Source organism: Leisingera coralii (assembly GCF_049056525.1).
GTDB classification, from domain to species: Bacteria; Pseudomonadota; Alphaproteobacteria; order Rhodobacterales; family Rhodobacteraceae; genus Leisingera; species Leisingera coralii.
This window is the reverse complement of the sequence record NZ_JBHUPT010000002.1, coordinates 244,377-271,195: the sequence shown is the minus strand read 5'-3', so window position 1 is coordinate 271,195 and position 26,819 is coordinate 244,377. Positions and strand designations below refer to the sequence as shown.

28 protein-coding genes are annotated in these 26,819 nt (G+C 64.1%); 14 read left to right on the top strand and 14 right to left on the bottom strand.

The features are described 5' to 3' along the window. Window positions 1–6: 6 nt before the first annotated feature. Together ACFMBG_RS01850 and ACFMBG_RS01845 are read right to left on the bottom strand one after the other, a co-directional pair. Window positions 7–1,749: a heparinase II/III family protein gene (locus ACFMBG_RS01850; protein ID WP_421053021.1), complete on the bottom strand. Its 1,743-nt coding sequence runs from the start codon at window positions 1,747–1,749 to the stop codon at window positions 7–9. A gap of 103 nt (window positions 1,750–1,852) precedes the next feature. Next, window positions 1,853–3,115 carry an RsmB/NOP family class I SAM-dependent RNA methyltransferase gene (locus ACFMBG_RS01845; protein ID WP_421053020.1) on the bottom strand — a complete coding sequence of 421 codons (1,263 nt, stop codon included), beginning with the start codon at window positions 3,113–3,115 and terminating at the stop codon, window positions 1,853–1,855. A 77-nt stretch (window positions 3,116–3,192) separates the two neighbouring features. On the opposite strand from ACFMBG_RS01845, the gene ACFMBG_RS01840 reads away from it, so the two are divergent. Next, window positions 3,193–3,384, top strand: a complete 192-nt coding sequence (locus ACFMBG_RS01840) for a DUF1674 domain-containing protein (RefSeq protein WP_421053019.1) — start codon at window positions 3,193–3,195, stop codon at window positions 3,382–3,384. Window positions 3,385–3,528: 144 nt separating this feature from the next. On the opposite strand, the gene dapB is transcribed toward ACFMBG_RS01840, so the two are convergent. After that, window positions 3,529–4,338 (bottom strand): 4-hydroxy-tetrahydrodipicolinate reductase, encoded by an 810-nt coding sequence (gene dapB, locus ACFMBG_RS01835; RefSeq protein WP_421053018.1) that lies wholly within the window; start codon window positions 4,336–4,338, stop codon window positions 3,529–3,531. Between the two features lie 86 nt (window positions 4,339–4,424). Here dapB and rbfA point away from each other — a divergent pair, with 86 nt between their 5' ends. Both rbfA and ACFMBG_RS01825 read left to right on the top strand, forming a co-directional pair. After that, the gene (gene rbfA / locus ACFMBG_RS01830) at window positions 4,425–4,820 is read left to right on the top strand and encodes a 30S ribosome-binding factor RbfA (RefSeq protein ID WP_027245073.1); all 396 of its coding nucleotides are present in this window, start codon (window positions 4,425–4,427) and stop codon (window positions 4,818–4,820) included. Further along, window positions 4,817–5,566, top strand: coding sequence for a phosphodiester glycosidase family protein (locus ACFMBG_RS01825; protein ID WP_421053017.1), 750 nt, complete (start codon window positions 4,817–4,819; stop codon window positions 5,564–5,566). The genes rbfA and ACFMBG_RS01825 overlap by 4 nt, the downstream gene beginning before the upstream one ends. A gap of 6 nt (window positions 5,567–5,572) precedes the next feature. On the opposite strand, the gene rarD is transcribed toward ACFMBG_RS01825, so the two are convergent. The 6 genes from rarD to ACFMBG_RS01795 all read right to left on the bottom strand — a co-directional run bounded on the left by rarD (window position 5,573) and on the right by ACFMBG_RS01795 (window position 11,858). Next, complete coding sequence (gene rarD / locus ACFMBG_RS01820; RefSeq protein ID WP_421053016.1) at window positions 5,573–6,475, bottom strand: EamA family transporter RarD; 903 nt, start codon at window positions 6,473–6,475, stop codon at window positions 5,573–5,575. Between the two features lie 175 nt (window positions 6,476–6,650). Then, the gene (gene dnaA, locus ACFMBG_RS01815) at window positions 6,651–8,063 is read right to left on the bottom strand and encodes a chromosomal replication initiator protein DnaA (protein ID WP_421053015.1); all 1,413 of its coding nucleotides are present in this window, start codon (window positions 8,061–8,063) and stop codon (window positions 6,651–6,653) included. 547 nt (window positions 8,064–8,610) lie between these two features. After that, window positions 8,611–8,874, bottom strand: a complete 264-nt coding sequence (gene rpsT, locus ACFMBG_RS01810; protein WP_008556347.1) for a 30S ribosomal protein S20 — start codon at window positions 8,872–8,874, stop codon at window positions 8,611–8,613. A gap of 211 nt (window positions 8,875–9,085) precedes the next feature. Then, on the bottom strand, window positions 9,086–9,862 hold the full coding sequence (locus ACFMBG_RS01805; RefSeq protein WP_421053014.1) for an enoyl-CoA hydratase: 777 nt from the start codon (window positions 9,860–9,862) through the stop codon (window positions 9,086–9,088). A gap of 63 nt (window positions 9,863–9,925) precedes the next feature. Continuing rightward, window positions 9,926–10,777, bottom strand: a complete 852-nt coding sequence (mutM, locus tag ACFMBG_RS01800) for a bifunctional DNA-formamidopyrimidine glycosylase/DNA-(apurinic or apyrimidinic site) lyase (protein ID WP_421053013.1) — start codon at window positions 10,775–10,777, stop codon at window positions 9,926–9,928. Next, entirely contained in the window at window positions 10,770–11,858 is a 1,089-nt protein-coding gene (locus ACFMBG_RS01795) for a hypothetical protein (RefSeq protein ID WP_421053012.1), read from the bottom strand. Before ACFMBG_RS01795 ends, mutM begins: the two co-directional genes overlap by 8 nt. Before the next feature lie 86 nt (window positions 11,859–11,944). Here ACFMBG_RS01795 and ubiE point away from each other — a divergent pair, with 86 nt between their 5' ends. The 3 genes from ubiE to ACFMBG_RS01780 all read left to right on the top strand — a co-directional run bounded on the left by ubiE (window position 11,945) and on the right by ACFMBG_RS01780 (window position 14,931). Continuing rightward, window positions 11,945–12,697, top strand: coding sequence for a bifunctional demethylmenaquinone methyltransferase/2-methoxy-6-polyprenyl-1,4-benzoquinol methylase UbiE (ubiE, locus tag ACFMBG_RS01790; protein WP_421053011.1), 753 nt, complete (start codon window positions 11,945–11,947; stop codon window positions 12,695–12,697). 3 nt (window positions 12,698–12,700) lie between these two features. Further along, entirely contained in the window at window positions 12,701–14,230 is a 1,530-nt protein-coding gene (gene ubiB / locus ACFMBG_RS01785; protein WP_421053010.1) for a 2-polyprenylphenol 6-hydroxylase, read from the top strand. 557 nt (window positions 14,231–14,787) lie between these two features. After that, window positions 14,788–14,931, top strand: coding sequence for a hypothetical protein (locus tag ACFMBG_RS01780; RefSeq protein ID WP_421053009.1), 144 nt, complete (start codon window positions 14,788–14,790; stop codon window positions 14,929–14,931). A gap of 156 nt (window positions 14,932–15,087) precedes the next feature. Here the strand turns inward: ACFMBG_RS01780 and ACFMBG_RS01775 are convergent, their stop codons facing one another. Next, window positions 15,088–16,263: an acetyl-CoA C-acyltransferase family protein gene (locus ACFMBG_RS01775; protein WP_421053008.1), complete on the bottom strand. Its 1,176-nt coding sequence runs from the start codon at window positions 16,261–16,263 to the stop codon at window positions 15,088–15,090. 203 nt (window positions 16,264–16,466) lie between these two features. Between ACFMBG_RS01775 and ACFMBG_RS01770 the strand changes: the two genes are divergently transcribed. Both ACFMBG_RS01770 and ACFMBG_RS01765 read left to right on the top strand, forming a co-directional pair. Continuing rightward, window positions 16,467–17,033, top strand: a complete 567-nt coding sequence (locus tag ACFMBG_RS01770) for a helix-turn-helix domain-containing protein (protein ID WP_421053007.1) — start codon at window positions 16,467–16,469, stop codon at window positions 17,031–17,033. A 326-nt stretch (window positions 17,034–17,359) separates the two neighbouring features. Next, entirely contained in the window at window positions 17,360–17,566 is a 207-nt protein-coding gene (locus tag ACFMBG_RS01765) for a cold-shock protein (protein ID WP_421053006.1), read from the top strand. An 80-nt stretch (window positions 17,567–17,646) separates the two neighbouring features. Here the strand turns inward: ACFMBG_RS01765 and ACFMBG_RS01760 are convergent, their stop codons facing one another. Continuing rightward, complete coding sequence (locus ACFMBG_RS01760; RefSeq protein WP_421053005.1) at window positions 17,647–18,048, bottom strand: VOC family protein; 402 nt, start codon at window positions 18,046–18,048, stop codon at window positions 17,647–17,649. Between the two features lie 163 nt (window positions 18,049–18,211). Between ACFMBG_RS01760 and ACFMBG_RS01755 the strand changes: the two genes are divergently transcribed. Continuing rightward, on the top strand, window positions 18,212–19,399 hold the full coding sequence (locus ACFMBG_RS01755) for a glycine C-acetyltransferase (protein WP_421053004.1): 1,188 nt from the start codon (window positions 18,212–18,214) through the stop codon (window positions 19,397–19,399). A gap of 14 nt (window positions 19,400–19,413) precedes the next feature. Continuing rightward, complete coding sequence (gene tdh, locus ACFMBG_RS01750) at window positions 19,414–20,442, top strand: L-threonine 3-dehydrogenase (RefSeq protein WP_421053078.1); 1,029 nt, start codon at window positions 19,414–19,416, stop codon at window positions 20,440–20,442. A 78-nt stretch (window positions 20,443–20,520) separates the two neighbouring features. Here tdh and ACFMBG_RS01745 read toward each other — a convergent pair whose 3' ends face one another. Next, window positions 20,521–21,249, bottom strand: a complete 729-nt coding sequence (locus ACFMBG_RS01745; RefSeq protein ID WP_421053003.1) for a metallophosphoesterase family protein — start codon at window positions 21,247–21,249, stop codon at window positions 20,521–20,523. A gap of 155 nt (window positions 21,250–21,404) precedes the next feature. Here ACFMBG_RS01745 and ACFMBG_RS01740 point away from each other — a divergent pair, with 155 nt between their 5' ends. Beyond that, the gene (locus tag ACFMBG_RS01740; protein WP_421053002.1) at window positions 21,405–21,884 is read left to right on the top strand and encodes a hypothetical protein; all 480 of its coding nucleotides are present in this window, start codon (window positions 21,405–21,407) and stop codon (window positions 21,882–21,884) included. Here the strand turns inward: ACFMBG_RS01740 and serA are convergent. Beyond that, a complete protein-coding gene (gene serA / locus ACFMBG_RS01735; RefSeq protein ID WP_421053001.1) occupies window positions 21,856–23,451 on the bottom strand; it encodes a phosphoglycerate dehydrogenase in 1,596 nt (531 codons plus the stop codon). The two genes, ACFMBG_RS01740 and serA, sit on opposite strands and share 29 nt — an antisense overlap. Window positions 23,452–23,589: 138 nt before the next feature. Further along, window positions 23,590–24,744, bottom strand: coding sequence for a phosphoserine transaminase (locus ACFMBG_RS01730; protein ID WP_421053000.1), 1,155 nt, complete (start codon window positions 24,742–24,744; stop codon window positions 23,590–23,592). A 279-nt stretch (window positions 24,745–25,023) separates the two neighbouring features. Here ACFMBG_RS01730 and serB point away from each other — a divergent pair, with 279 nt between their 5' ends. The 3 genes from serB (at window position 25,024) to ACFMBG_RS01715 (ending at window position 26,819) form a co-directional block, all read left to right on the top strand. Then, on the top strand, window positions 25,024–25,899 hold the full coding sequence (gene serB, locus ACFMBG_RS01725) for a phosphoserine phosphatase SerB (protein WP_421052999.1): 876 nt from the start codon (window positions 25,024–25,026) through the stop codon (window positions 25,897–25,899). 165 nt (window positions 25,900–26,064) lie between these two features. After that, the gene (locus ACFMBG_RS01720) at window positions 26,065–26,385 is read left to right on the top strand and encodes an ArsR/SmtB family transcription factor (protein ID WP_421052998.1); all 321 of its coding nucleotides are present in this window, start codon (window positions 26,065–26,067) and stop codon (window positions 26,383–26,385) included. Beyond that, on the top strand, window positions 26,382–26,819 hold the full coding sequence (locus tag ACFMBG_RS01715; RefSeq protein WP_421052997.1) for an SRPBCC family protein: 438 nt from the start codon (window positions 26,382–26,384) through the stop codon (window positions 26,817–26,819). The genes ACFMBG_RS01720 and ACFMBG_RS01715 overlap by 4 nt, the downstream gene beginning before the upstream one ends.

The window sequence follows — 26,819 nt, the reverse complement described above, 5'->3', positions numbered from 1 at the left end:
AAAGGCTCAGTCAAACGTCTCGGGTTCGTCCCGGTTCAGGTCTCGCACGGCAATGGCAGTCTCCTGCGCCTTGCTGAGCGTCCACCGGACGCGGGTGGCATATCCCATCGCCCGCCCGGATAAAACGATCTGCTTTGCCGCACGCGGCTTCAAGCGGGTCTTTTCCAGGAAAACGCTTGGCTCCAGTCGCAGCTGGCAGACACCGTCATGGCGGAACACCCAGATTTCCCCGCTCTTGAGCGCCATGGATACTGCCGCGCCGCCCAAGTCAAGGGCTGCATCCACCTCAGGGTGCAGGTGCAGGCGGATATCAAAGCCGATGCCGCCATCCGGACTGGCATCCCGCACCTTGGCGAACTGGCGCTTGGCGGTCTCATCCAAGGCCACCAGCATGTCCTCGCCGCTGAGGCTGCGCCCGTCAAAGGACAAGTCCAGCGTGCGGGCATGGGTCAACCCGAAATGCGCGGCATAGCCGTTATGGCCGCCCTGGAACCGGAAGCCGTCCGCCAGGTCAGCGACCTCCAGCGGCACGTCGTCCGGGGCTTCGATCAGTTCCTCATGGCCCGTGGTCTTGTGCGGCGGCGCCAGCCGGGCGCTGGAATGGCCCTCGATGCACAGCGTGGTATGCGACGGCGTGGCGCGCCCGGCCCGGCGCCATTCCACACCAAAGGATTCGCCCGATCCGCAATTCACGATCAGCGGCCGCCGCCCCGAGGTCAGCTCAAACGCCAGAGTAGATGCGTGACCATTGTAAGACGCTTTGCCCTTGGGCGGGGCAGAAGCATCGACAATCACCGAGGTGCGCCGCGCCGACAGCCGGGCAAAGCCCATCGCCAGCCCGTCGGCATGGCGTTCAGCCACATGGCTGGCAGCCAGCGCATGATCCAGCCGCCCTTCCAGCCCGCGGCCGCCGCCGTGGAACCGCGCCAGCCCGCCATCGCTGTGGCGCAGGGTGCGCAGAGTCGGCGCAATCCGCTCGATGGCGGCAACATGAGCAGGCGGCACCATGCGGCCCGCTTCATGCAGCGCCGCCGCAGCCCAGGTCAGCAATGTGAAAACTTCCAGCAGCTCTTCCGGATTGCGGGTCGGCAAGCCGCCCTGATCGTCGATCTGGGCCTCGCATTCCGCGGCCAAGGCTTTGACCGCCGGGTCCGCCAGCTCCTCCCGCCCCTGCAGGGAAAGGCCCGCATAGATCAGGCCGCACAGGGCTTCGAACCGCGGCAGGCCGGGGGCGGCCCCCTGCCAGCGCTGCGACAGATACCAGGTCTGCCGCGCCAGGGAGCCATAGAAGGCCTCGGTCTCGTCCTTGTCCTTGCCGCTCAGCAGGAACAGCGCATGGTTGATCCAGCGGATCACCCGCCGCCCGGTGAGATCCGGCAGCCAGGCCAGCCCGCCGCCGCGCCCGTGCCGTTCAATCCACCCCCAGACCCATTTCTGCGCCTTCAGCCGGGCCTTGAAATCCCCCACCGCGGCCAGGTCGTCGAGCCAGGCAAAGCCGTGCCGCTCGGCATCAAATGCCGCGTCCGGCGCAACAACCTCCCACAGGCCGGTATCGGGCGATTCGACCAGGTAGCCGGCAAACAGCAGATTGCCCGCCACCAGCTGCCGCCCGCGGGCAAAGCTGCCGATGGTGCGCGGTTCGGGCTGCGAGACAAAGCCGGTCGCCGCAGGCTGGCTGCGGGCCCGCCAGGCGTAATACCGGTTCAGCAGGCGGGTGCTGCGGCCTGCCATTCTGTCATAAGTGGACATGCTCTTTTTGCCTCACGCCAGAGGAGTTTTCCGGGGCGTTTTGGCGCGAGCATAGCGCGGGGTGTGCAATGAGTCACCGGCGAATGCCGGGGACATCCCGGGGTCACGCGGATTTGCGCAGAAGGATCATGTAGAAGCCGTCCATGCCGCCGCGCTCCGCCCAGTAATCGGGTCGCAGGCGCAAACCGCCTTCCTCGGTGATCCACTGCGGATCAACGCCAGGCAGCGCCAGCGCATCGCGGTCGGCCGCCATGTCCGGGAACATATCCAGCGCCTCCTCGGCCTGGCATTCGCCCTCATCCGGCAGCAGCGAGCAAGTGCAGTACATCAGCCGCCCGCCGGGTTTGACCAGCGACCACGCATGCGCCAGCATCTGCGCCTGCAGCTCAATCAGGGCGCCGAATTCGCTGCCGTCCTTGGCATGCGGCAGGTCGGAATGGCGGCGGATGGTGCCGGTGGCCGAGCAGGGCGCGTCCAGCAGCACCGCGTCATACTGGCCGGTCTGCTCCAGCGCATCACCCACCACCAAGACGGCCTCAAGCCCGGTGCGCTCCAGGTTCTCCCTCAGCCGCGCCACGCGGCTTTCCGAGATATCTACAGCCGTCACTTTGGCACCGGCAGCAGCCATCTGCATGGTCTTGCCGCCCGGGGCCGCGCAGAGCTCCAACACCTGCTCGCCGGGCTGGACGTTCAGAATCCGGGCCGGCAGCGCAGCTGCAGCATCCTGCACCCACCAATCCCCAACCTGGTAGCCCGGCAGCGCCGACACCTGCCCGGCATTGGCGATCCGCACTGAACCAGTGGGCAGAAGCTCTCCACCGAGCGCCTGCAAGTCCACGCCGGGTTTGCCGGTGATATCCAGCGGCGCACCGGCAAAATGCGCTGCCTCCATGCCCAGCATCACTTCAGCGCCCCAGGCCTGCACCAGCGGTTTGCGCAGCCAGTTCGGCAGCCGCGGCGTGCGCAGCTTGGCCCATTCCGCCGGGCCTTCGCCGGCCACCTTGCGCAGCACCGCATTGACCAGCCCCTTGAGCTGCCCGTGGCGGCGGTGCTTGGAGACGATGTCCACCATCGCATTCACCACCCCATGCGCCGCACCGCCCGAGCACAGCTCCACCGTCCCCAGCCGCAGCACGTTCATCACCGTCAGCGGCGGTGTCTTCTTGAGGTGCTTCTTCAGGATCCGGTCCGCGCGCTCCAGCCCGCGCAGGGTTTCCGCTGCCAGCCGCTGCGCCCGGGCGCGGTCTTCCGGTGCCAGTTTCTCCAGCGCCCCGGCAGCATAGCATTCCGCCAGCAGCCGCCCCTCTCCCAGCACCTGATCCAGCAGGTAAACCGCGGTGCGGCGGGCGTGATTGGCATCGGACATCTGGCAACTCCTCAGGGCGCGGCTTGTTTGCGCGGGACAGGGGCGTATATCATGGGCGGAGCATAAAGGAACCCGCGATGAGCGAAGAGACTGCACCCGATAAGAAAGACCTGCCCCCCGCCGCCCTGCGCGCGCTGGCCGAAGCCGAAGAGCGCCGCAAGGCCGCAGAATCGCAGGAGGCCCGTCCCAAGGAGCTGGGCGGCCGCGACGGCCCCGACCCGGCACGCTATGGCGATTGGGAGAAAAAGGGCATAGCAATCGACTTCTGAGCGCTGGTCAGGGGGTGTCGCCCCCTCGCAGGCGCTGCCTGCTCACCCCCAGAGTATTTTAGACAAAGAAGAAGAGACCGAGCTTCTCTTTTGCTGAAATACTCCCGCCGGAGGCAGCGGCCCATGAGGGCCGCTTTCTGAATTTCAAAGCCCCAGCACATCCACCATGTCGTATTGGCCCGGGCCCTTGTCCTGGCCCCAAAGCGCGGCTTTCAGCGCGCCGCGGGCAAAGATGGCGCGGTCGGTGGCCAGGTGGCGCAGCACGATCCGCTCCCCCGCGGCGGCAAACAGCACGTCATGCTCGCCCACGATGTCACCGCCGCGGATGGCGGTGAAGCCAATGTCGCCCCGCTTGCGGGCGCCGGTGATGCCATCACGGCCAGAATCACGCACATCCGCCAGTTTTACGCCGCGGCCCTCTGCGGCGGCCTCGCCCAGCATCAGCGCGGTGCCGGAGGGCGCGTCCACCTTGTGGTGGTGATGCGCCTCGATCACCTCGATATCGAAATCCTCGTCCAGCGCGGCGGCAACTTTCTTGGTCAGCTGCACCAGCAGGTTCACACCCAGGCTCATGTTGCCCGCACGGATGATCACTGCGTGGCGGGAGGCCGGTTCCAGCTGGGCGATCTGCTCATCCGTCATCCCGGTGGTGCCGATCACATGCACCGCGCGGGCCTGGGCCGCCAGCTTGGAAAAAGCCAGCGTTGCCTCCGGCGCGGTGAAGTCGATCACCGCCTGCGCCTTGGAAAACGCCTCCAGCGCGTCGGCGGTCACAGTGACGCCAACCGGCTGGCCACCCATCATCTCACCCACGTCGCGGCCAACCCACTCGTGCCCCTCACGCTCCACCGCGCCAACCAGCGTAGCCTTATCGCTTTCCAGCACCGTCTTGATCAGCATCTGCCCCATGCGGCCCGATGCGCCGGTAATCACGATCCCTGGTTTGTGAGTCATTGGCCAATTCCCTTGTTCAAGCTGGATTTGTCCTACAGTGCCGGGCAGCGCTTGGCAAAGCCCGCGATCCGGCATAGATCGGAATCATGGCAAAGAACAAATTTCACGATGGCCCCGGCCCGTCCCAGCGCCAGCTTCGCGTCGGCGAACTGATCCGCCGCACCCTCTCTGAAGTGCTGGCGCGCGGCGACGTGCATGACCCGGACCTGAACCGCATGTCGATCACCGTGGGCGAGGTGCGCACCTCTCCCGATCTTAAAATCGCCACAGCCTTTGTACTGCCCTTGGGCGGCAAGGGGCAGGAGGATGTGCTGAAGCTGCTGGCCCGCAACAAGAGCGAGCTGCGCCGCATGGTCGGCAAGAAGCTGGGGCTGAAATTCACCCCCGATCTGCGCTTCCGGCTGGACGAGACCTTCGATCAGATGGACGACACCCGCCGGATGCTGTCCCAGGACGCGGTGCGCCGCGACGTCGAAGAGTGATCCGCAGGGCCGCCTTGCTGCTGGCTGCACTATGGACCGCCCCTGCGGCGGGTGCGGTCGAGTGCAGCGATGTGGCCTATGAGGGCAGCCGTTATTCGGTCTGCGAGGTGGACGCCGCCCGCGAACAGCTGCGGCTGTTTCTGAAGGATGGCGACGGCCAGGTCTACGGGCATTTCTCGACCCTGGAGGCGGCGCTGGCGGAGGCCGGCAAGACGCTGGCCTTTGCCACCAATGCCGGCATGTACCACACCGACCGCTCGCCCGTTGGCCTTTATGTCGAGGACGGCGCGCAGGAGATGCGGCTGGTGACCAATGCGGGGCCCGGCAATTTCGGCCTGCTGCCCAATGGCGTCTTCTGCATCCGCAAAGGCCGGGCGGACGTGATTGAAACGCTGGCCTTTGAGGCTGCGGCGCCCAGCTGCACCTACGCCACTCAGTCGGGTCCGATGCTGGTAATCGAAGGCGAACTGCACCCGCGCTTCCTGCCCGATTCCGACAGCTATTACGTGCGCAACGGGGTGGGCACCTCGGCGGATGGCACACGGGTGGTTTTTGCCATCTCCCGCAACGCGGTGACCTTTCACCAGTTCGGCAGCCTGTTCCGCGACTACCTGAAGCTGCCCAATGCGCTCTATTTCGACGGCAATATCTCGCGTCTGCACGCACCGCAGCTGGGCCGCAGCGACGCGGGCTTCATGATGGGTCCCGTGGTCGGCGTGGTCGAAGACACCCAGTCAAGCGACTGACGCTCCTCAGCCGGGGCGTTTGCGCATCTGCCGCACCATCGGCACCGTGTATATCACCAGGGCCGCCCAGATCATCGGGAAGGCGATCATCCGGGCACGGCCGAATTCCTCCCCGAACAGCAGCACCGCCGCCAGCATGATCATCGTCGGCGCGATGTACTGCAGAATTCCCATGGTCGACAGCCGCACCAGCTTGGCGCCGTTGGCGTAAACGATCAGCGGCACCGCGGTGACAACGCCGCAGCCGAGCAGCAGCGAGGTATCGCTGAGCGAGCCGCCAAAGCCGCTGCTTCCGGTCGCGGTCAGATAGGCGAAATAGCCAAGGGCAGGCACCAGCAGGATCAGGACCTCCAGCAGGAACCCCTGGTTAGGGCCAATCGGCAGCGACTTCTTGAAGAAGGCATAGAACCCCCAGGTCAGCGTCAGGCCCACAGCGACCCAGGGCACCCTGCCCGCTTCCAGCGTCAGCACCACCACCGCAGCGGCAGCGAGCGCAACAGCCGCCAACTGCGCCTTGCCCAGCGGCTCGCGCAGCAGGAGGGCGCCAAGCGCAATGCTGAACAGCGGGTTGATGTAATAGCCAAGCGCCGCGTCCAGCGCCCGCCCGGCCGCAATCGACCAGACATAGATGCCCCAGTTCACCGAAATCAGCGCCGCGGTGATGCAGGCCATGCCCAGCATCCGGGGGTTCTTGAGTGCGGCCCGCAGATCCTTGGTCCGGCGCAAAATGATCAGCAGCGCGCCAGCGACGGGTACCGACCAGATCACCCGGTGGGCGACAACTTCAGCCGCGGGAATATGCGACAGCGCCTTCATGTACAGCGGCAGGAACCCCCACAGCAGATAGGCGGTGACGGCAAAGGCCAGCCCGCGGGGCGTATCCAGGTTTTCAGTGGGTTGCGGTATCATGCGGCGCTCCTGTTCAGGGCGCTGTTATGGCTGATTTTGAACCGGAAGGAACTTTGTTTTCCGTGATACCGGGTATTCAGCCGAGTTATGGGCTGTAGTCCGCACCCCTGTCCACAAGAAAAAACGGCTCCGGAAACCGGAGCCGCAAGTCAATCGTTTGGGGTGCGGGGGCGCGTCAGGCTTCCAGCGACCGGCGCAGCATTTCGACGTCCTCGGCAATCTGGCCGTCGGTCAGCTTCAGCTCCTCGATGCGCTTGACGCCGTGCATCACGGTGGTGTGGTCGCGCCCGCCAAAGCGGCGGCCGATCTCGGGCAGAGAGCGGCTGGTCAGCTGCTTGCACAGGTACATCGCCACCTGGCGCGGGCGCGCATAGGAGCGCAGCCGCTTGGGGCCGATGATGTCGGACATGCGGATGTTGTAATACTCGGACACCTTGCGCTGGATTTCCTCGACAGTGATCTTGCGCTCGGAGGCGCGCAGCACGTCGGCCAGGCAGTCCTGGGTCAGATCCATGTCGATTTCGCGGCCTACCAACGAGGCAAAGGCGAACAGACGGGTCAGGGCGCCTTCGAGCACGCGGACGTTGGTCGAGATCCGGTGCGCCAGGAACTCCAGCACGCCGTCTGCAATGCGCAGGTCCGGGTAGGTCTCGCGCTGCTGCTGCACCTTGGTCTGCAGGATGCCCAGGCGCAGTTCGTAATCGGTCGGGTGCAGGTCCACCACCAGGCCGCACTGCAGGCGCGATTTCACCCGGTCTTCCAGGTCCTTGATCTCCCCCGGGGCGCGGTCGGCGGAAATGATGATCTGCTTGTTCTGATCCACCAGCGCGTTGAAGGTGTGGAAGAATTCCTCCTGGGTGGAGTCCTTGCCGGCGATGAACTGGACGTCATCCACCATCAGCACGTCGACCGAGCGGAACAGGTGCTTGAAGTCCATCATCTTGCGCTCGCGCAGGGCCTGCACGAAGCGGTACATGAACTGTTCCGCCGACAGATACAGCACGTTCAGATGCGGGTTCTTTTCCTTCAGCTCCCAGGCGATGGCGTGCATCAGGTGGGTTTTACCCAGGCCCACTCCGCCATACAGAACCAGCGGGTTGAAGGTGACCGGACCGCCCTCGCCGACGCGGCGCGCCGCGGCATGGGCCAGCTCGTTCGGCTTGCCGACCACGAAGCTGTCAAAGGTAAACCGCGGATCCAGCGGCGCCGCCTGCAGCGCCTCCAGCGTGTCCTTGCCTGCTGCCGCTGCCGGTGCCGCCGCCGGTGCGGTCATGACCGCCAGGTCATCCTGCGCGCCGCCAAAGGACTCAGCCGCAACGGCCGGCTCCGCCGGGCGCGCCGGGCTGTTTGCCGCAACCCGGAATGCCAGGCGCTGCACCGGCTCGCCGGACATGGTCAGCTCATGCAGGATAAGATCCGCAAAGTTCTGGCTGACGTAATTTCCCATGAAATTCGTCGGCACCTTGAAGACGGCAACCCCGCCGTCCACAGTGTCAAATTCCAGGGGCTCAATCCAGGTTGTGAAATTGTTCTGGCCGACCGTCTTCAACAGCCGGTTTCTGAGCTGTCCCCATTTTTCTTCTGTCATGCTGCGCCTCACGCGTCCCCAAAAAGCAGCGGCCCATTTGCCGGGCCAATTCTATCTTCACCCCCAACCACCCGGGGGCCGTTCACGCACAGGGTTACCGTGTGCGGACCATCACTGGCCGCATCGCCCGCAGGCTGAACGTTCGTCTGGCAACAGCAAAAGCAGCCGCAAAATGCGGCCGGTATGCCGTCACGAACAGTATCGCACACAATTGAGACAAGGCTGCTGTCCTTAACGATACAGCAGTGGCTCCCGGACAAAGCCAAGCACTTGCGTGCCGCCTGTTCCGGGCAACCTGACAATCTTGATGCCCGTCAAGATTGCCGCGAGCAGCCTGTCCCCCCAGCGAGTGAATCGCTGACTCAGTGGTAGCAATTTGAGGGGGTCAGCAGCAACGAAACTATGATGTTGACTCTGCCTTTAACGGCAAAGAATCTCCCGCGTCTGCGGGCCTCCGCCGAGGCTTTTCCAAAAAAACAAGGCGCTGCAATCTGCAGCGCCCTGACAACTTTTCAACAGGTCTTGAACCCGCTCAGCGGAGCGAATCTCAGCCCAGAGCTTTGACCCGCGCGGACAGGCGCGAGATTTTTCTGGAAGCGGTGTTTTTGTGATACACACCCTTGGTGACGCCGCGCATCAGCTCGGGCTGAGCCGCGCGCAGAGCGGCGGTTGCAGCTTCCTTGTCGCCGGAAGCGATGGCTTCTTCAACTTTACGCAGGAAGGTGCGGATGCGCGAACGACGGGCTTTGTTGACGGCAAAGCGCTTCTCGTTCTGACGTGCGCGCTTCTTGGCCTGGGGCGAATTTGCCATGGTGTCTGACCTTATCTCGGGTTCTGTTTCTATCGGACGCAATGCCAGCCAGCCCCGGGGTCATTCACCGGTGTGATTCTAGCCTGAGCGGGCTGCACGCGCATGTATGAGGGCGGCGTTTAGCCAACTCTGTGCAGAATTGCAAGGGCGCCGGCCCGGAATGCAAAACGGCGGGCCATCCAGCCCGCCGCTCTGAAAGGTTCTCTGACGCTTATTTGTCGCGGAACTGCGCTTCGCGCTTTTCCAGGAAGGCCGCCATGCCTTCCTTCTGATCCTCGGTCGCAAACATCGAGTGGAACACCCGGCGCTCGAACAGCAGGCCTTCGCTCAGCGGCAGCTCGTAGGAACGGTTCACCGCTTCCTTGACCGCCATCGCCGTCAGCAGCGATTTCTCCGCAATCTTCTGCGCTGCGGCAGTCGCTTCCTCGATCAGCTTCTTGGCCGGCACCACGCGCGACACCAGGCCCGCGCGTTCAGCTTCCTCGGCGTTCATGAAGCGGCCGGTCAGGTTCATGTCCATCGACTTGGACTTGCCCACGAACCGGGTCAGCCGCTGGGTGCCGCCGATGCCGGCCACGACGCCCAGGTTGATCTCCGGCTGGCCGAACTTGGCAGTTTCGGCGGCGATGATGAAGTCGCACAGCATTGCCAGCTCACAGCCGCCGCCCAGCGCATAGCCCGCCACCGCCGCGATGATCGGCTTGCGGATCGCGGAGATACGATCGTTGGCATCTGCAAACAGGTTGGTGGAGAACACCTCGGTAAAGCTCATTTCCGACATCTCCTTGATGTCGGCACCAGCAGCAAAGGCCTTTTCCGAGCCGGTCAGCACGATGCAGCGCACCTTGTCGCTGGCATCGGCCTCCTCCAGAGCATCGCAGAGCTCGCCGATGAGCTCCTGGTTGAGCGCGTTCATCGCCTCCGGGCGGTTCAGTTTAATGAGGCAAACGTGGTCCTGCACATCGACGTTGATCGTCTCGTAGGCCATGATTTCTCTTTCGGTTGTTCCGTTCAGATCCGAGTCCTTACCAAAAGGGTCCTTCTGATCAAGCTATCTTTGGCACTTTACACAGTAGAAGGTGGAGCGCCCGGACTGGGTGATTCTGGCAATTGACCCTGCGCAACCGTCGCGGCGGCAGGCCTCGCCCTCGCGCCCGTAGACATCGAATGAGTGCTGAAAATATCCAAGTTCGCCAGAGGCTTGCCGGAAATCCTTGAGCGACGAGCCGCCCGCGCGGATGGCGTCCTGCAGCACTTCGCGGATGATCGGCACCAGCGCCGCCACCCGATGCGCGGCAATCTGCCCGGCCTTGCGGCGTGGCGAAATTCCCGCACGGAAGAGCGCTTCGCAGACGTAGATGTTACCGAGCCCTGCGATGATTCCCTGATCCAGTAATGCGGATTTCACCGGCGTGTTGCGCCCCTTGAAGGCGGCCACCAGGTGATCCTCGTGGAAATCATTGCCCAGAGGTTCCGGCCCCAGCACCGCCAGCAGCTTGTGGGAGTCGGCGGTTGCGGTCTCCAGCAGGTCCATCGCCCCGAACCGGCGCGGATCGTTGAAGGTGATGCGGGCGCCGTTGTCCATGTCCAGCACCACATGGTCATGCTTCTCCGCCTGCGGGTGCTCATGCACAAACTGCCCCAGCGGATCGCCCGAGACCGTCATACGGCCCGACATGCCGAGGTGGATCAGCAGCGTCTCATCCGTATCAAGATCCGCCAGAATGTACTTCGACCGCCGCCTGAGGGCATTGACCCGTGCGCCAGTCAGCCGCTCCGCCATCCGTTCCGGAAACGGCCAGCGCAGATCCGGGCGGTTCACCTGCGCCCGCGCGATCACCGCCCCCTCCATAGCCGGCGCCAAACCGCGTTTCACCGTCTCGACCTCGGGGAGTTCAGGCATCGTTCAATCTGCTTTCTGCGTAGGCAATCAAGGCTTCTGCTCCAACAAGATGACCATGCACCCGCAATTTAACATCATCTTTAAAAATCAGTACACTGGCTGCGGAGTCGTCGCGCGCCATTTCAATGCATTTCAGAGCCCGCCATGGCATCTTCCGCCATTTGCGCATAACGCCTTCGCGATATTCAACTACCTGCTCGGACCAACGGTAACGAACGCCCTGAAGTGCCCATGTCCACCACAGAAAATAGATGGCTGCGCCTGCCAAGGCGACACCCCAGAAGCCATCGCCCTGCGCAGGCCTCGATTTCAATCCCAGCAATAAGTACCAAGCGCCATAGCTCATGAATGCCGCAAAAGCCAGAAACAGCAGAGAGAGCCACACGCGCGTCCAAACCTGGCTATTCACCACTCCTTGCTTAACTGGCGCCGTTGCGTTCTGAGCAGAAGATGCCGCCAACTGCAGATTGTCCTCGTGTTTATCAAAGGCAAAGTGGATCAGTTCCTCTACGGCTTCATAGAAACCAGAAATTTCCAACTTCCGTTTTTGTGCAAAATGTAAGGTAGCAGTCCCTGCGTATCCATTCCCGTCAATCCGCTGCAGATCCGCCCAGTACAGCGTTTTGCTGCCTAACAGAGAACGGGATCTGATCCACGTTTCATTCCACGAAAACATTGTCACCCAGGCAGCGATGGTCGCGACTATGAATAGTAAGGAAGGCGCTCCCCAGAACAATATCGTTAACCAGTTCAACCTCGCCGCGTCGGGATCAATGAAGCCGGAGTAAACGAACAGGGGCACAAAGACAGCAGTGCACAAAGTCAGGATCGCTAGCGCGCCGGTTCTAATACCGATGGCTCGATCACCGTTGGGCAATACCTTGCTATCGTTCCTGCCTATGCCTGCCGCCACAATCATAAACCAGACACCTACTAACGGGGCGAATACTTGCAGAAACAGATCAAAGAGCTTGTACCAAGTGCCTAGCGCCTCTCGAAATTCACTCTTGAAGTTCACGATGCCAATTACCGCCAGAACAACCAAAAGCACTGCTAACCCAGGCATTGTCAGTTTCTTCATCCAAATCCCTTGCTTCCAAAAGGTCCAATTGTCTTCCCTGTCCAGCGCCCTATAAGAGGGGGCGGCATTCGCAGAGGCAAGGCCCCATGGCAGACACATCGCAGAACACCACCCATTTCGGTTTCGAAACCGTCCGCGAGGAGGAGAAGGCAGGCCGCGTGCAGGGGGTCTTCAATTCGGTCGCCTCGAAGTACGACATCATGAACGACGTGATGAGCGTCGGCATCCACCGGGTCTGGAAGGACGCGATGATGGACTGGCTGGCACCGCGCCCGGGCCAGCGGCTGCTGGATGTGGCAGGCGGCACCGGCGACATTTCCTTCCGCTTCCTGAAACGCGCAGGCCACGGCCACTCCACCGTGCTCGACCTCACTCGCCCGATGCTGGAGGAAGGCCGCAAGCGCGCCGAGGCCGAACAGATGGCCGACAGCCTCGACTGGGTCACCGGCGACGCGATGAAGCTGCCGTTCAAGGACAACACCTTTGACGTCTACACCATCTCCTTCGGCATCCGGAACGTAACCCGCCCGCAAGAGGCCCTGAACGAGGCCTACCGGGTGCTGCGCCCCGGCGGGCGGCTGATGGTGCTGGAATTCTCGCAGCTGCCAAATGACGGTTTGCAGAAGCTGTATGACCTCTATTCCTTCAACGTGATCCCGCGGATGGGGCAGATGATTGCCGGCGATTACGACAGCTATCAGTACCTGGTGGAATCGATCCGCAACTTCCCGGATCAGGAGACCTTTCTGGGCATGGTGAAACAGGCGGGGTTCGAGAACGCCAAGTACCGCAACCTGTCGATGGGCATCGCCTGCCTGCATTCGGGCTGGAAGATCTGATCCATGCGCGGCCCTCATAATATCCTGCGCCTGATCCGCACGGGCGCCACTTTCGAGCGCACCGGCGCCATGCATTCGGTGCTGGAGGCGTTTGAGGCGCCCAAACCCTTGCGGATGCTGGCCCGCACCCTGGGCTGGCCGTTCAAATGGCTGGGCTACAAGGGCGACCCCGCGATGCCGCCGGAAACCCGCGCGCTGAACGCGCTGGGGCCTGCCTATATCAAGTTCGGCCAGGTGCTTTCGACCCGCCCGGACGTGGTGGGCAAGGATCTGGCCAACCAGCTGCGGGTTCTGCAGGATAAGCTGCCGCCGTTCTCCCGCGCCCAGGCGCTGGCCGAGGTCGAAAAGGAGCTGGGCCGTCCGGTCTCCGAGATCTTCTCGGACTTCAGCGACCCGATCGCCGCCGCCTCCATCGCCCAGGTGCACCGGGCCACGCTGGCAGAAACCGGCGAGGAGGTCGCCGTCAAGGTGCTGCGCCCGGGGATCGAGCGCGCCTTCAACCGCGATGTCGACGCTTTCTACTTTGCCGCCCGCATCGTCGACCTGTTTGCCCCCGGCGCCCGCCGCCTGCGGCCAATGGACGTGATCGAGCATTTCGACGGCGTGGTGCAGGGGGAACTGGACCTGCGGCTGGAAAGCGCCGCAGCGTCTGAGTTTGCTGCCAACACCGCCAAGGACGAGGGATTCCAGCTGCCGGAAATCCGCTGGGCCTATTCCGCCCGCCGGGTGATGACGATGGGCTGGGCCGACGGCATTCCGCTCGGCGACAATGACGCGCTGGACGCCGCAGGCCATGACCGCAAGCTGCTGGCCAACCGGGTGCTGTCGCTGTTCCTGCGCCACGCGCTGCGTGACGGCTATTTCCACGCCGACATGCACCAGGGCAACCTCAAGGTCGCGGCCAACGGCGACATCATCGCCTATGACTTCGGCATCATGGGCCACATCGACGAATACACCCGCCGGGTTTATGCCGAGATCCTCTATGGCTTCATCAAGCGTGATTACAAACGCGTGGCCGAGGTGCATTTCGAGGCCGGTTACGTGCCCGCCAACCGCGACGTTGACGAATTCGCCCGCGCCCTGCGCGCCGTGGGCGAGCCGATCTTCGGCATGGACGCCTCGCAGATCTCCATGGGCCGGCTGCTGAACTACCTGTTCGAGGTGACCGAGCGTTTCGGCATGGAAACCCGCACCGAGCTGATCCTTCTGCAGCGCACCATGGTGGTGGTCGAGGGCGTCGCCCGCTCGCTGGACCCGCATATCAACATCTGGGAAGCGGCCCGGCCGGTGGTCGAGGACTACATCAAGAAATCCATCGGCCCGCGCGCTGTGGCCTCCGACCTGCTGGAGACCGCCAAGGTGATGGCGCGCTTCGGCCCGCGCCTGCCTGCGCTGGTGGAACAGGCGCTGATTGCCCAGGCCGCGCAGAACGGCGTCCAGAACCGCAACCCCGGCAGCTGGGTTGCTCCGGCTGCCTTCGGCGCTGCCGGCGGTGCAGCCCTCTTCGCGGCCGTTGCCCTGCTGATCTGAGATCCCTCAGCCGCATCAGCAGCGCTCTTCTTTCTGGTCCGAAGCACCCCGGGGGTGAATGGGCCGCAGGCCCAGAGGGGGCAGCGCCCCCTGCCCCATGGCCCCGCCCTTTGGCGCGCGGCAGACTTTGGCGGTTGCAGTGAAACGCCCGCGCAGCCCCGGTGTGCGGTTTCCGCACCCGGTGCAGGCTGCACGCATCAGAATCCAAACCATCTATCCAATGTTGATTTCGTGTGTTTCTAGCACGTTGCCTGCAGGCCGACGCGGCCGAGGCGCCGCACCGCGGGCTGCTGATTTCCGTCATCCGTTTCTTGCGCGACCCGGAGCAGTTCCGCAAACTGAACGCGCAGGTGGAAAAGCAGCTGGCGGAGCGGGGCCCAGGAGGCGCTGCAGCAGACCATCGAGGAATTCCAGACCGTCATTGAGGAGCTGGAAACCTCCAAATGAGGAACTGCAGATCAGCTCGGCGGAGCGCCAGGCCCTGTCCTCGAAGCTGGAAGCCATGCTGGCCTCGTCACCCTATGCGGTGACGCTGGTGGACCAGGCGCATACCGGGCATGTCCGGCAGCCGGTGCTTTACGCTGGTGATGCCACCGGTTCTGGACGCGCATCACAAGCTGATCGGCAAGGCGTCGCGGGCCAGCCTGGTCAGCCTGCAGCCCGCGCGCATTCCCGGCCGTTCTCAAAACCCCGGCAAGTGAATTCTGGAGATCACCGTGAAACGCCACGCGCTCCAACGGGATATTTTTCATGCTTAAAACTGCATAACACACATAGGGAGATGGCAATATATCTTCGCAAAAGCCGTGTTGCCCGGGCAAGGAGCGCCGGATTGGCGCCCCTTGCCGGCCTTGCCGTCAGAGCCGTTCAATCGCCAGGGCAATGCCCTGACCGCCGCCGATGCACATCGTGATCAGCCCTTTCGAGCCGCCGGTCCGCTCCAGTTCATAGAGCGTTTTCAATGTGATAATCGCTCCGGTAGCGCCCACCGGATGGCCCAGCGCAATGGCGCCGCCGTTGGGGTTCACCTTGGCCGGGTCCAGCCCCAGTTCCTTGTTCACTGCCAGCGCCTGCGCGGCGAAGGCTTCGTTCGATTCGATCACGTCGAAATCGCCAGCCGACAGGCCGGTTCTCTCCAAAAGGTTGCGCACCGCGGGGACCGGGCCGATTCCCATCACCTCGGGGCGCACGCCGGCATGGGCATAGCCCAGAATCCGCGCCTTGGGCTTCAGCCCCGCCTTCTCTGCCGCCGCAGCGGTGGCCAGCACCATGGCCGCCGCGCCGTCGTTGATTCCGCTGGCATTTCCGGCAGTTACCCGGCCGTCCTTCTGGAACACCGCCCTTAGTCCGGCCAGCGCTTCCGGCGTGGTGGCCTTGGGGTGTTCATCCACTTCAAACGGCACCAGGTCGCGTTTCACCTTCACTTCGACCGGGGTGATCTGCGATTTGAAATGCCCGGCCTCAATCGCCGCCGCCGCGCGGGTCTGGCTGGTGAGGGCAAACTCATCCATCTGCGCGCGGGTGATGTCATGCTCGTCCGCCACATTCTCGGCCGTCACCCCCATGTGGCCGGTGCCGAAGGGGCAGTTCAGGGCGCCCAGCATCATGTCGAGCGACCTCACATCGCCCATCTTCGCGCCCCAGCGGCTTTGCTGGAGGATGTAGGGGCTGCGCGACATGTTTTCGGCGCCGCCGGCAAGGGCGAATTCCGCATCGCCCATGGCAAGCGACTGATAAGCCGAGACAATTGCCTGCACGCCGGAGCCGCACAGACGGTTCACGTTCATCGCCGGAACCACGTCCGGCACCCCGGCCTGCATCGCGGCAACCCGGCTCAGGTACATGTCGCGCGGCTCGGTGTTGATGATATGGCCAAAGACCACATGGCCGATCTGGCCGCCCTCGACGCCGGAGCGTTCCAGCGCCGCCTTGGAGACGGTGGCGGCCAGGTCGATCGGCGCTGTGCCCGCCAGCGCGCCGCCAAAAGTGCCGATGGCGGTGCGGGCGCCGTCCAGGATCACGATGTCATTCATAATCTCTCTCCTCGTCAGATTTGCCCTATCATGCACCCGCAGCATGGATCTGTCTGCTGATACGTGCCGTCATCAAAACGCGGCGTCACCTGGCTGTCACCCCCTGTGCACCCCCTGTACACCCCCTGTGCACCGCTGCAGCGCAGCATCGCGATGCGCCGGAACATTTGACAAATCAGCCTCATCAGCGCAGAGAATCCGTCATGACGGAAAACACAGACGATATCCTGACCCTGCTGCCCGCCCGCCTGAAGGAGGCCCGCCGCGCCCAGGGCCTGAGCCTGGAGGCGGTGGCGAATCTCTCCGGCGTCAGCCGCTCGATGGTGAGCCAGATCGAACGCGGCGAAAGCTCCCCCACCATTGCGACGCTGTGGAACCTGACCCGCGCGCTGCAGGTGGATTTTGCCGGGCTGCTGGAAGCGGGCGACATGCAGGACCGGATCGAGGTGCTGCGCGCAGCCGACGTGCCCAAGATCGAGAACATGGGCCAGGGCTGCCGCATCCGCATCCTGTCGCCGCCGGAGGAAGCCGGCGGGCATGAGGTTTATGACATCCGGTTCGATCAGGGCGGCGCGCTGATCAGCCAGCCGCACACCCGCGGCGCGGTAGAGCAGCTGACGGTGCTGGAGGGCGAGATCGCGGTGAGCTCCGGCAATGCCAAGGACCAGCTGCAGGCCGGCGACACCGCCCGCTATGCCGCTGATGTGGCCCATTCGATCACCGCGCCCGAGGGGCCTGCGCGGGTGTTTCTGATTGTGAAGAACGCCTAAGGCGCGACGTCTTCCTGCGCGGGAGCAACGTGAGGGCCGCAACCTGAATGAAACAGGTGACGCCGTAAACGCGCCCTTCGGCGGGAGGCCGGACGGGACATCTGTAAGATGAGCTGGACGGCTGCATCGGCAAGAAAACCCCGTCTCCCGTCTTTTATACATAAAGCCCTTGAACGACTCGGAGACACAGACCATATGTGGTCCGCTTACGTTATTCTTGTCGATCCACTGTCTCCCGCTCTGCGGCGTTATCAGTCTCTCGATCCAGACCGACTACGCCAGGCTGCCGCACTTCCGCGGGCAGCAAATTCTAGGAGACTACGGATATGGCCACTGGCACCGTAAAATGGTTCAACACCACCAAAGGCTTCGGCTTCATCGCACCCGACGGCGGCACCAAAGATGTGTTCGTGCACATCTCTGCTGTTGAGCGTTCCGGCCTGACCGGCCTGGCGGACAACCAGAAAGTCACCTTCGACATCGAAGCAGGCCGTGACGGCCGCGAGTCGGCGGTGAACCTGCAGCTGGCATAAGCCACGCAGTATTGCAGACCGGAAGCGCGGTCCCTGAAAAGGGGCCGCGTTTTCTTTTGGCCTGGTTTTCTATTGGCCTGTCAGTCCTTGTTCTTCTCGTCCCAAAGCTTGGGCTCCCACAGCTCCACCTTGTTGCCCTCGGGGTCCAGGATCCAGGCGAAGCGGCCGTTTTCATGGGACTCCGGCCCTTGCTCGATGGGGATGCCTGCGGCGGTCAGCTGCGCAATCATGCCGTCCATGTCGTCGATCCGGTAGTTGATCATGAAGCTGGAGGTGCTGGGCGCGAACCATGTGCCATCGGGGTCGGCAGTGCCCCAGACGGTGAGGCCGCCGTCCTCTGCCCTGTCGTCCTGCCAGTTGAGGATGGCGCCGCCGAACTCCGTCAGCTCCAGCCCCAGGTGGTCGCGGTACCATGCCGCCAGCGCCTTGGCATCGCCGCGTGCCTTGATGAAGACGCCGCCAATTCCCGTGACCCTTGCCATGTCTGCAATCCTCCCTAGTTCGGGGGCAGATAGTCCAGTTTGGCGGAAGTTCACCGGCGGCGTCCAGTTTCACGGATTTTTTTCCGTAATCCTGAAATCCTGTATTCCGGAAACGCATCCGCTATGCTAGACACGCGACTCGAGACACCAAAGGAGCTTGCGCATGTCCACTGCTTTTCTGACCGACATCTCCAATACGCTGGCCCAGATCGAGGCCGAGGGGCTGTACAAGCGCGAGCGAATGATCACCTCCCCGCAGGGGGGCGAGATCACGGTTGGCGGGCGTCAGGTGATCAACCTGTGCGCCAACAACTACCTGGGTCTGGCCGACCACCCCGCCCTGATCAAGGCGGCCAAGGACGCGATGGAGCCGAAGGGGTTCGGCATGGCCTCGGTGCGGTTCATCTGCGGCACCCAGGACATTCACCGGGAGCTGGAGCAGCGGCTGGCGAAGTTCCTGGGCAAGGATGACGCGATCCTGTTTGCCGCCTGTTTCGACGCCAACGGCGGACTGTTCGAGCCGCTGTTGGGGCCGGAGGATGCGATCATCTCGGATACGCTCAACCATGCCTCGATCATCGACGGCATCCGGCTGTGCAAGGCCAAGCGCTACCGCTATCTGAACAGCGACATGAACGACCTGGAGGCCTGGCTGAAACAGGCCCGCGAGGACGGCGCGCGGCATATCATGATCGCGACCGACGGCGTGTTCTCGATGGACGGCTACCTGGCCAAGCTGCCGGAGATCCGGGCGCTGGCGGACAAATACGATGCCATCGTGATGGTGGATGACTGCCACGCCACCGGTTTCATGGGCGCGACGGGGGCCGGCACGCCGGAGCATTTCGGGGTGGACGTGGACATCCTGACGGGAACCTTGGGCAAAGCACTTGGGGGGGCCATCGGCGGTTATATCGCCGGGCCGCAGCCAGTGATCGACCTGCTGCGGCAGCGGGCGCGGCCCTATTTGTTCTCCAATTCGCTGCCGCCATCGATTGTTGCTGCCGGGCTGGAGGCGATCCGGCTGGTAGAGGAAGGGGACGGGCTGCGGGCGCAGCTGTTCGAGAATGCGCGCTACTGGCGGGCGGGGCTGGAAAAGCTGGGCTTTGACCTCTTGCCCGGTGAGCATCCGATCATCCCGGTGATGCTGGGCGAGGCGCAGCTGGCGCAGGATATGGCGGCCAGGCTGTTCGACGAGGGCGTCTATGTCTCCGGCTTCTTCTTTCCGGTGGTGCCGCGCGGCCAGGCGCGGATCCGGACGCAGATGAACGCGGCGCTGACGCGGGACGAACTGGACCGGGCGCTGGCGGCCTTTGGCAAGGTCGGCAAGGAACTGGGGATCCTGTCATGAGCCGTCCGAACACGATGAAGGCGCTGGAGAAGAGCCATCCGCAGGAGGGCCTGTGGATGGTGCAGGCGCCGGTGCCGGAGATCGGCCCGGACGAGGTGCTGATCAAGGTGAAGAAGACCGGCATCTGCGGCACCGACATTCACATCTGGAACTGGGACGAATGGGCGTCCCACACCGTGCCGGTGCCGATGATTACCGGCCATGAGTTTGCGGGCGAGATCGTCGAGATCGGCCGCAATGTCACCGATCTGGCGGTCGGCCAGCGCTGTTCCGGCGAAGGGCATCTGATCAAGACCGACTCGCGCCAGAGCCGGGCCGGCAAGTTCCATCTGGACCCCGGCACCCGCGGCATCGGGGTGAATGAGCAGGGCGCCTTTGCCGAGTATCTGAAGCTGCCCGCCTTCAACGTGGTGCCGCTGCCGGATGACATCCCGGACGAGATCGGTGCGATCCTCGATCCGCTGGGCAATGCGGTGCATACCGCCCTCAGCTTTGATCTGCTGGGCGAGGATGTGCTGATCACCGGGGCCGGGCCTATCGGCATCATGGCGGCGGCGGTGGCGAAACATGCCGGTGCGCGGCATGTGGTGATCACCGACATCAACCCGGACCGGCTGAAGCTGGCCGCCCATGTGGTGCCGGCGGTGCGCACGGTGGATGTGTCCAAGGAGGAGCTGCAGGACGTGATCCAGGAGCTGGGCATGAAGCAGGGGTTTGACGTCGGGCTGGAGATGTCCGGCAGCCAGGCGGCGCTGGATCAGATGGTGGAGGCGCTGGTGATGGGCGGCAAGATTGCCCTCCTGGGCATTCCGCCGGGCAAATCGCCGGTCGACTGGTCGCGCATCGTGTTCAAGGCGATCACCATCAAGGGGGTCTACGGGCGCGAGATGTTCGAGACCTGGTACAAGATGATCGCCATGCTGCAGAACGGCCTGGATGTGAGCCGGGTGATCACCCACCGGTTCGGGGTGGATGATTTTGCCGAAGGGTTTGCGGCGATGAAATCAGGGGCCAGCGGCAAGGTGGTGCTGGATTGGACGTGATGTCCGGTTGAGGGGGCTTTGCCCCCTCGCGCCTTTGGCGCTCACCCCCAGAGTATTTCGAGAAAGATGAAATGCGGATCAGGGTCTCAGCGGCACCCTGCCCGCCTCTGTCAGCAGCCAGCAGTCGCGGCCCTCGAACACCGCGGCGGTGAGCGGGCGGCCGTAGCCGGCGCCGCTGTCGAGGTTGATGCGGTTCACCCGGTGCTCGGCCTGCCTGCCCGGGGTGTGGCCATGCACCACCAGCCAGGGGTGGGCGCGCTCGTCGCTGAGGAACTCCTGGCGGATCCAGATCAGATCGTCCTCGCTTTGGCTCTCCAGCGGCAGGCCGGGGCGGATGCCCGCGTGGACAAACAGCAGTTCGCCCTCCTGGTGGTAGGGTTTGAGGCCTGCCAGGAAGTCCAGATGCGCCTGCGGGATTGCGGCGCGGGCGCGGGCGTGGGTCTGGTAGATGCGGTCGCCGTCTTCCACCTCCACCCCGTAGGACTGCAGCGTCTCCACGCCGCCGATCCGCTCGTGCAGCCAGTGGTAGCCGACCAGCAGCCGGGAATCGTTGCGCGGGTAGTCCTCCATGAACATGGAAAACATCCGGTCGTGATTGCCCTTGAGGCAGATCCAGTTGCGCCCTTCCGCCTGCCCCCGGGCGAGCCGTTCGATCACGCCGCGGCTGTCGGGGCCGCGGTCGGTGTAGTCGCCGAGAAAGACGATGCGGGCGCCCTCGCCGCCGTCAGCCCCGATCCGGGCCAGCGCCTGCTCCAGCATCTCCAGCTGGCCGTGGACGTCGCCGATGGCGTAGAGGGGGGCGGTCATGGCGGCTCCTTGCTGCGGGCTGTGCCGGATTGATGGCGCATTGCGGCGGCAGGCTCAACCCCGGGAAAAACAGGCAGGCGGCTGGCAATCCGGCACCGGCGCCGCATTTTATCGGGCAAGACACCTGCAGACAGTCAGAGCCGGGAGGATTGATCATGGTCGGAATTGCGCGGTGGTTCATGCTGGCGGCGGTGGTGTCAGCGCTTGGCGGCATGGTCTGGGGAATTCAGATGTCGGCGAGCCAGGACCACCTCTTGTCGCCGGCGCACGGGCACCTGAACCTGCTCGGCTGGGTCAGCTGTTCGATCTATGCGTTTTATTACCACCTGCTGCCGGCCGCAGCCAAAGGCAAGCTGCCGCGGCTGCACCTGGGCACGGCGCTGCTGGCGCTGGTGCTGCTGGTGCCGGGCATTCCGCTGGCCATTCAGGAGCGCAGCGAGGTGCTGGCGCAGGCGGGATCGGTGGCGGCGCTGCTGTCGATGCTGATCTTTACCGTGGTCGTGGTGCGGCACCGGCCGCGAAAAGCGGAGTTCAAGGCGGCGCAGAAACGGGGCAAACGCCCCCGCGAAGGACGGCAGAGGCGTTCGCTGGGGACGTTCAGGTCCCTTAGGCGACGTCAAACTCCAGTGGCTTGATCTGGTTGAACAGGCCGGTCTCCGCCAGCTTGGCACGGACCTCGCCAGGAACCGGTTCATCCACATAGAGCAGCGCAATCGCCTCGCCGCCGGCCTCGGACCGGCCCAGGGTGAAGTTGGCGATATTAACGCCATTGTCGCCCAGGGTGTGGCCCAGGGTGCCGATGATGCCGGGCACGTCCTCGTTGGTGGTGTAGAGCATATGCGCGCCCACATCGGCGTCGATGTTGATGCCCTTGATCTGGATGAACCGCGGCTTGCCGTCGGAGAACACGGTGCCGGCCACCGAGCGTTCGCGCTTGGAGGTCACCGCGGTCACCTTGACATAGCCGTCGAAGGAGCCGGATTTGTCCTGGCTGGTGGTGGAAATTTGCACGCCGCGCTCCTTAGCGACGACGGGCGCGGAGACCAGGTTCACCTCCGGGTTGGCGCGTTTCATGATGCCGGCAACCACCGCGCAGTTCAGAGCATCCAGGTTCATGCCGGCGGCGACGCCGTCATAGAGGATGTTGATCGCCTTGATCGGCTCATCCGTCATCTGGCCGACAAAGCTGCCCAGATGATCGGCCAGCTTGATCCAGGGGCCCATGACCTTGGCTTCCTCAGCTGTCACGCTGGGCATGTTAAGCGCGTTCTCAACCGCACCGGTCAGCAGGTAGTTGGACATCTGCTCGGCCACCTGCAGGGCGACGTTTTCCTGCGCCTCGGTGGTGGCGGCGCCCAGGTGCGGGGTGCAGACCACGTTCGGCAGGCCGAAGAGGGCGTTTTCCTTGGCCGGCTCCACCGAGAACACGTCGAAGGCGGCCCCCGCCACATGGCCGGAGGTCAGCAGCTCCGCCAGCGCGGCCTCATCCACCAGTCCGCCGCGGGCGCAGTTGATGATGCGCACGCCCTTCTTGGTCTTTTCCAGGTTTTCCTTGGACAGGATGTTGCGGGTCTGGTCGGTCAGCGGCACATGCAGGGTGATGAAGTCGGCGCGGGCCAGCAGCTCGTCCAGCTCCACCTTTTCGACACCCATCTTGTCGGCCTTGTCGGTGCTGAGGAAGGGATCGTAGGCGATTACCTTCATCTTCAACCCGCGGGCGCGGTCGCAGACGATGCCGCCGATGTTGCCGGCGCCGATCACGCCCAGGGTCTTGGCGGTGAGTTCGGTGCCCATGAACTTGGACTTTTCCCACTTGCCGGCATGGGTGGAGGCGGAAGCCTCGGGCAGCTGGCGGGCCACCGCGAACATCATAGCGATGGCATGTTCGGCGGTGGTGATCATGTTGCCGAACGGGGTGTTCATCACAATGACGCCGCGCTTGGAGGCGGCTTCCTTGTCGATGTTGTCGGTGCCGATGCCGGCGCGGCCGATCACCTTGAGGTTATCGGCGCTTTCCAGGATCTTTTCGGTCACCTTGGTTGCGGAGCGGATGGCGAGGCCATCGTACTGGCCGATGATTTCCGCCAGTTTTTCCTTGTCCTTGCCCACGTCGGGCAGGAAGTCGACGTCAATGCCGCGGTCGCGGAAGATCTGAACGGCGGCCTCGGACAGCTTGTCGGAGATGAGTACTTTGGGAGCCATGGCTTAGGGTCCTTTTTGCGGGGGCCTGTGCGGCCATTTGTTTTGAGAAGGGCTGCGCCCGGCCCTGGGTGGGTGCGAAGCGCCCTCCCGTGGGGAGGGTCGGGCGCTGCCCGGCGGTGCCGCCGGGCAGGACAATTATCAGGCCGCTTCGGTCTGCGCCGCGATCTCGGCCTCGAAGGCCCATTTGATCCAGGGCATCAGCGCTGCCACGTCGGTGGCCTCCACCGTGCCGCCGCACCAGATGCGCAGGCCCGGAGGCGCGTCGCGGTAGGCGCCGATGTCATAGGCGACGCCTTCGGTTTCCAGACGTTTGGCCACGGCCTTGGCAAAGGCGGCACCGTCCTGGATGCGTTCGTCGGTGAACTTGAGGCAGACCGAGGTGTTGGAGCGGTATTCCGGCTGTTCCGCCAGGAAGGCGATCCAGGGGTTGTCCTGCACAAAGCTTTGCACCGCAGCCAGGTTGGCATAGGCGCGTTCGCGCAGGCCTTCCATGCCGCCAACGGAGCGGGCCCAGTCGAGTGCCAGCAGGTAGTCCTCCACCGCCAGCATCGAGGGCGTGTTGATGGTGGCGCCCTGGAAGATGCCGTCGATCAGCTTGCCGCCCTTGGTCAGGCGGAAGATCTTGGGCAGCGGCCAGGCGGGGGTGTAGCTTTCCAGCCGTTCCACCGCGCGGGGGCTGAGGATGATCATGCCATGCGCCGCTTCGCCGCCCAGCACCTTCTGCCAGGAGAAGGTGGTCACATCCAGCTTGTCCCAGGGCAGGTGCTGCGCAAAGGCCGCGGAGGTCGCGTCGCAGATGGTGAGGCCTTCGCGGTCCGCCGGGATCCAGTCGCCGTTGGGGACGCGCACGCCGGAGGTGGTGCCGTTCCAGGTGAAGACAACGTCATTGGTGAAATCGACGGTGGCAAGATCGACGATCTGGCCGTAGTCGGCGGTTTTCACGGTGGCGTCCAGCTTGAGCTGCTTCACCGCGTCGGTGACCCAGCCGGAGCCGAAGCTTTCCCAGGCCAGCATCTCGGTGCCGCGGGCGCCCAGGAGGTTCCACATCGCCATTTCCACCGCGCCGGTGTCGGAGGCGGGCACGATGCCGATCTTGTAACCGGCGGGGATGTTCAGGATTTCGCTGGTGCCTTCGATCGCCGCCTTCAGCTTCTCCTTGCCAACCGCGGCACGGTGCGAGCGGCCCAGCGGCGCGCCGGACAGTTTCGACAGTTCAAAGACGGGAGGTTTGGCGCAAGGGCCCGAAGAAAAACGCGGATTGGCCGGCCGCGATGCCGGTTGTGCAATAGCCATCAATGCTACCCTTCCAGATAAGCGCCCCTCGTTGGGGAGGGGTGTCCCGCCTACAGAGCTAGGCTGCTGCAGCGCGGCATGCAACAGATTTTTTGAGAAAATGCGGCTGTTCATCCGTTTTTTACGACATGATTTTCCACCATCGGAAACAGCTGCTCTGAAATGGCAAAAAGGACCGCACCTTATGATAACCCCGGATTTGAACGGCATTTTGCCGTCTGGCCGATGCCCCGGCGGCCCGCTATGACAGAACGAATCCCGAAGCTACGGAGCCCGCCGATGTTTGTTGCCAGCCTGCTTTGCAATCCCGCCAGCCCGGTGCTGGAGCCCGCCCTGCCCGAATCGCTGCGCAATGCCTGGGGCGGCGGCGAGGCCATCTGGCTGGCGCCGGGGGTGGCGGCCGAGTTTGCGCTGGAGCAGATGCCGGACAACCGCTGGCAGGTCTGGGAGGATCTGCAGCAGATGGGGGTGGACCTTGTGATCCAGGCTGCGGAAGGGCGGAAGAAGAAGATGCTGCTGGCCGACATGGACTCGACCATGATCCAGCAGGAGTGCATCGACGAGCTGGCCGAGGAGGCGGGCGTCGGCGCGCGGGTCAAGGAGATCACCGCCCGGGCGATGAACGGCGAGCTGGATTTCGAGGGGGCGCTGATCGAGCGGGTCGGGCTGCTGCAGGGGCTGCCGGAGTCGGTGATCACCAAGGTTCTGGACGAGCGCATCACCCTGATGCCGGGCGGCAAGCAGCTGCTGGCGGTGATGAAGGCAAATGGCGCTTATGCGGCGCTGGTGTCGGGCGGGTTCACGGCCTTCACCGCACGCGTGGCGGCGGAGCTGGGCTTTGACGAGAACCGCGCCAATACGCTGCTGGCGGCAGATGGCAGGCTGACCGGAGAAGCGGCGCGGCCGATCCTGGGCCGCGAGGCCAAGGTGGAGGCGCTGGAGCAGATCACCGCCCGGCTGGGGATCGGTGAGGCGGATGTGATTGCGGTGGGCGACGGCGCCAACGACCTGGGCATGCTGAAGCGCGCCGGCGCAGGAGTTGCGCTGCACGCCAAGCCTTCGGTTGCGGCGGAATGCGATATCCGCATCAACCACGGCGACCTGACCGCGCTGCTGTATATCCAGGGCTACTCCCAGGACGATTTCAGAAGCTGAGACCGCTCCCCGGGTCAGGGACCGGGGGACCTCCCGCGCCCGCAGGTGCGGCTGCCGGCGCAGCCGCGCCTTGGCGGCCTTGGGCCCGGCCCGCAGTTTCCGCCGGTCTCAGGCGGGGTGGAAATAGCGCTTTCATTATTTAACGATACAGTTAATAATGACTGCATGACTCCGCTTCTGAAATCCTTTGCCGCCCTGTCGGACGAAACCCGCATGTCGATTGTCGACCAGCTGATCACCCAGGGCGAGCTGCCCGCGGGCGATCTGGCGCCGGGGGCGGGCATTTCGGCGCCGGCCATCTCGCGCCACCTGAAGGTGCTGCGCGAGGCCGGGCTGGTGACCCAGCGCGCCGATGGCACAAAGCGGCTCTATTCCGCGCGGCCCGAGGGCCTCAGGATGATTGCCGAGTGGACCCAATCCCGCAAAGCGTTCTGGGACGGCAGCCTGGACCGTTTGGAGGCGGCCTTGATGGAGGACGGCGCATGAGCGATCTGCAGCTGCAAAGGATTTTCCCGGTCAGCCCGCAAAAGCTGTTCGGGTGGGTGACCACCCCGGACAAGCTGCTGAAATGGTGGGGGCCGGAGGGGGTCAGCATTCCGGAACACGACCTGGACCTCAGCCGCACCGGCCCATGGTATTCGATCATGCAGAACAGCGACGGGCAGCGGTTTCATGTCTCCGGCCAGGTGACCCATGTGGATGTGCCGAAATCCGTCGGCTTCACCTGGGCCTGGCATGATGAGGACGGCCGCCGCGGCGCCGAGAGCCATGTGACCTTCACCGTCGCCGCCGCCGGGGATGGCGCCATGCTGCTGATCGATCACCGCGATCTGGCCGGCGATGAGATTGCCGCACGCCATGAAGAGGGCTGGACCTCGACCCTGCGCAAACTGGAGGCTCAGCTGACCGCAGACGCCTGA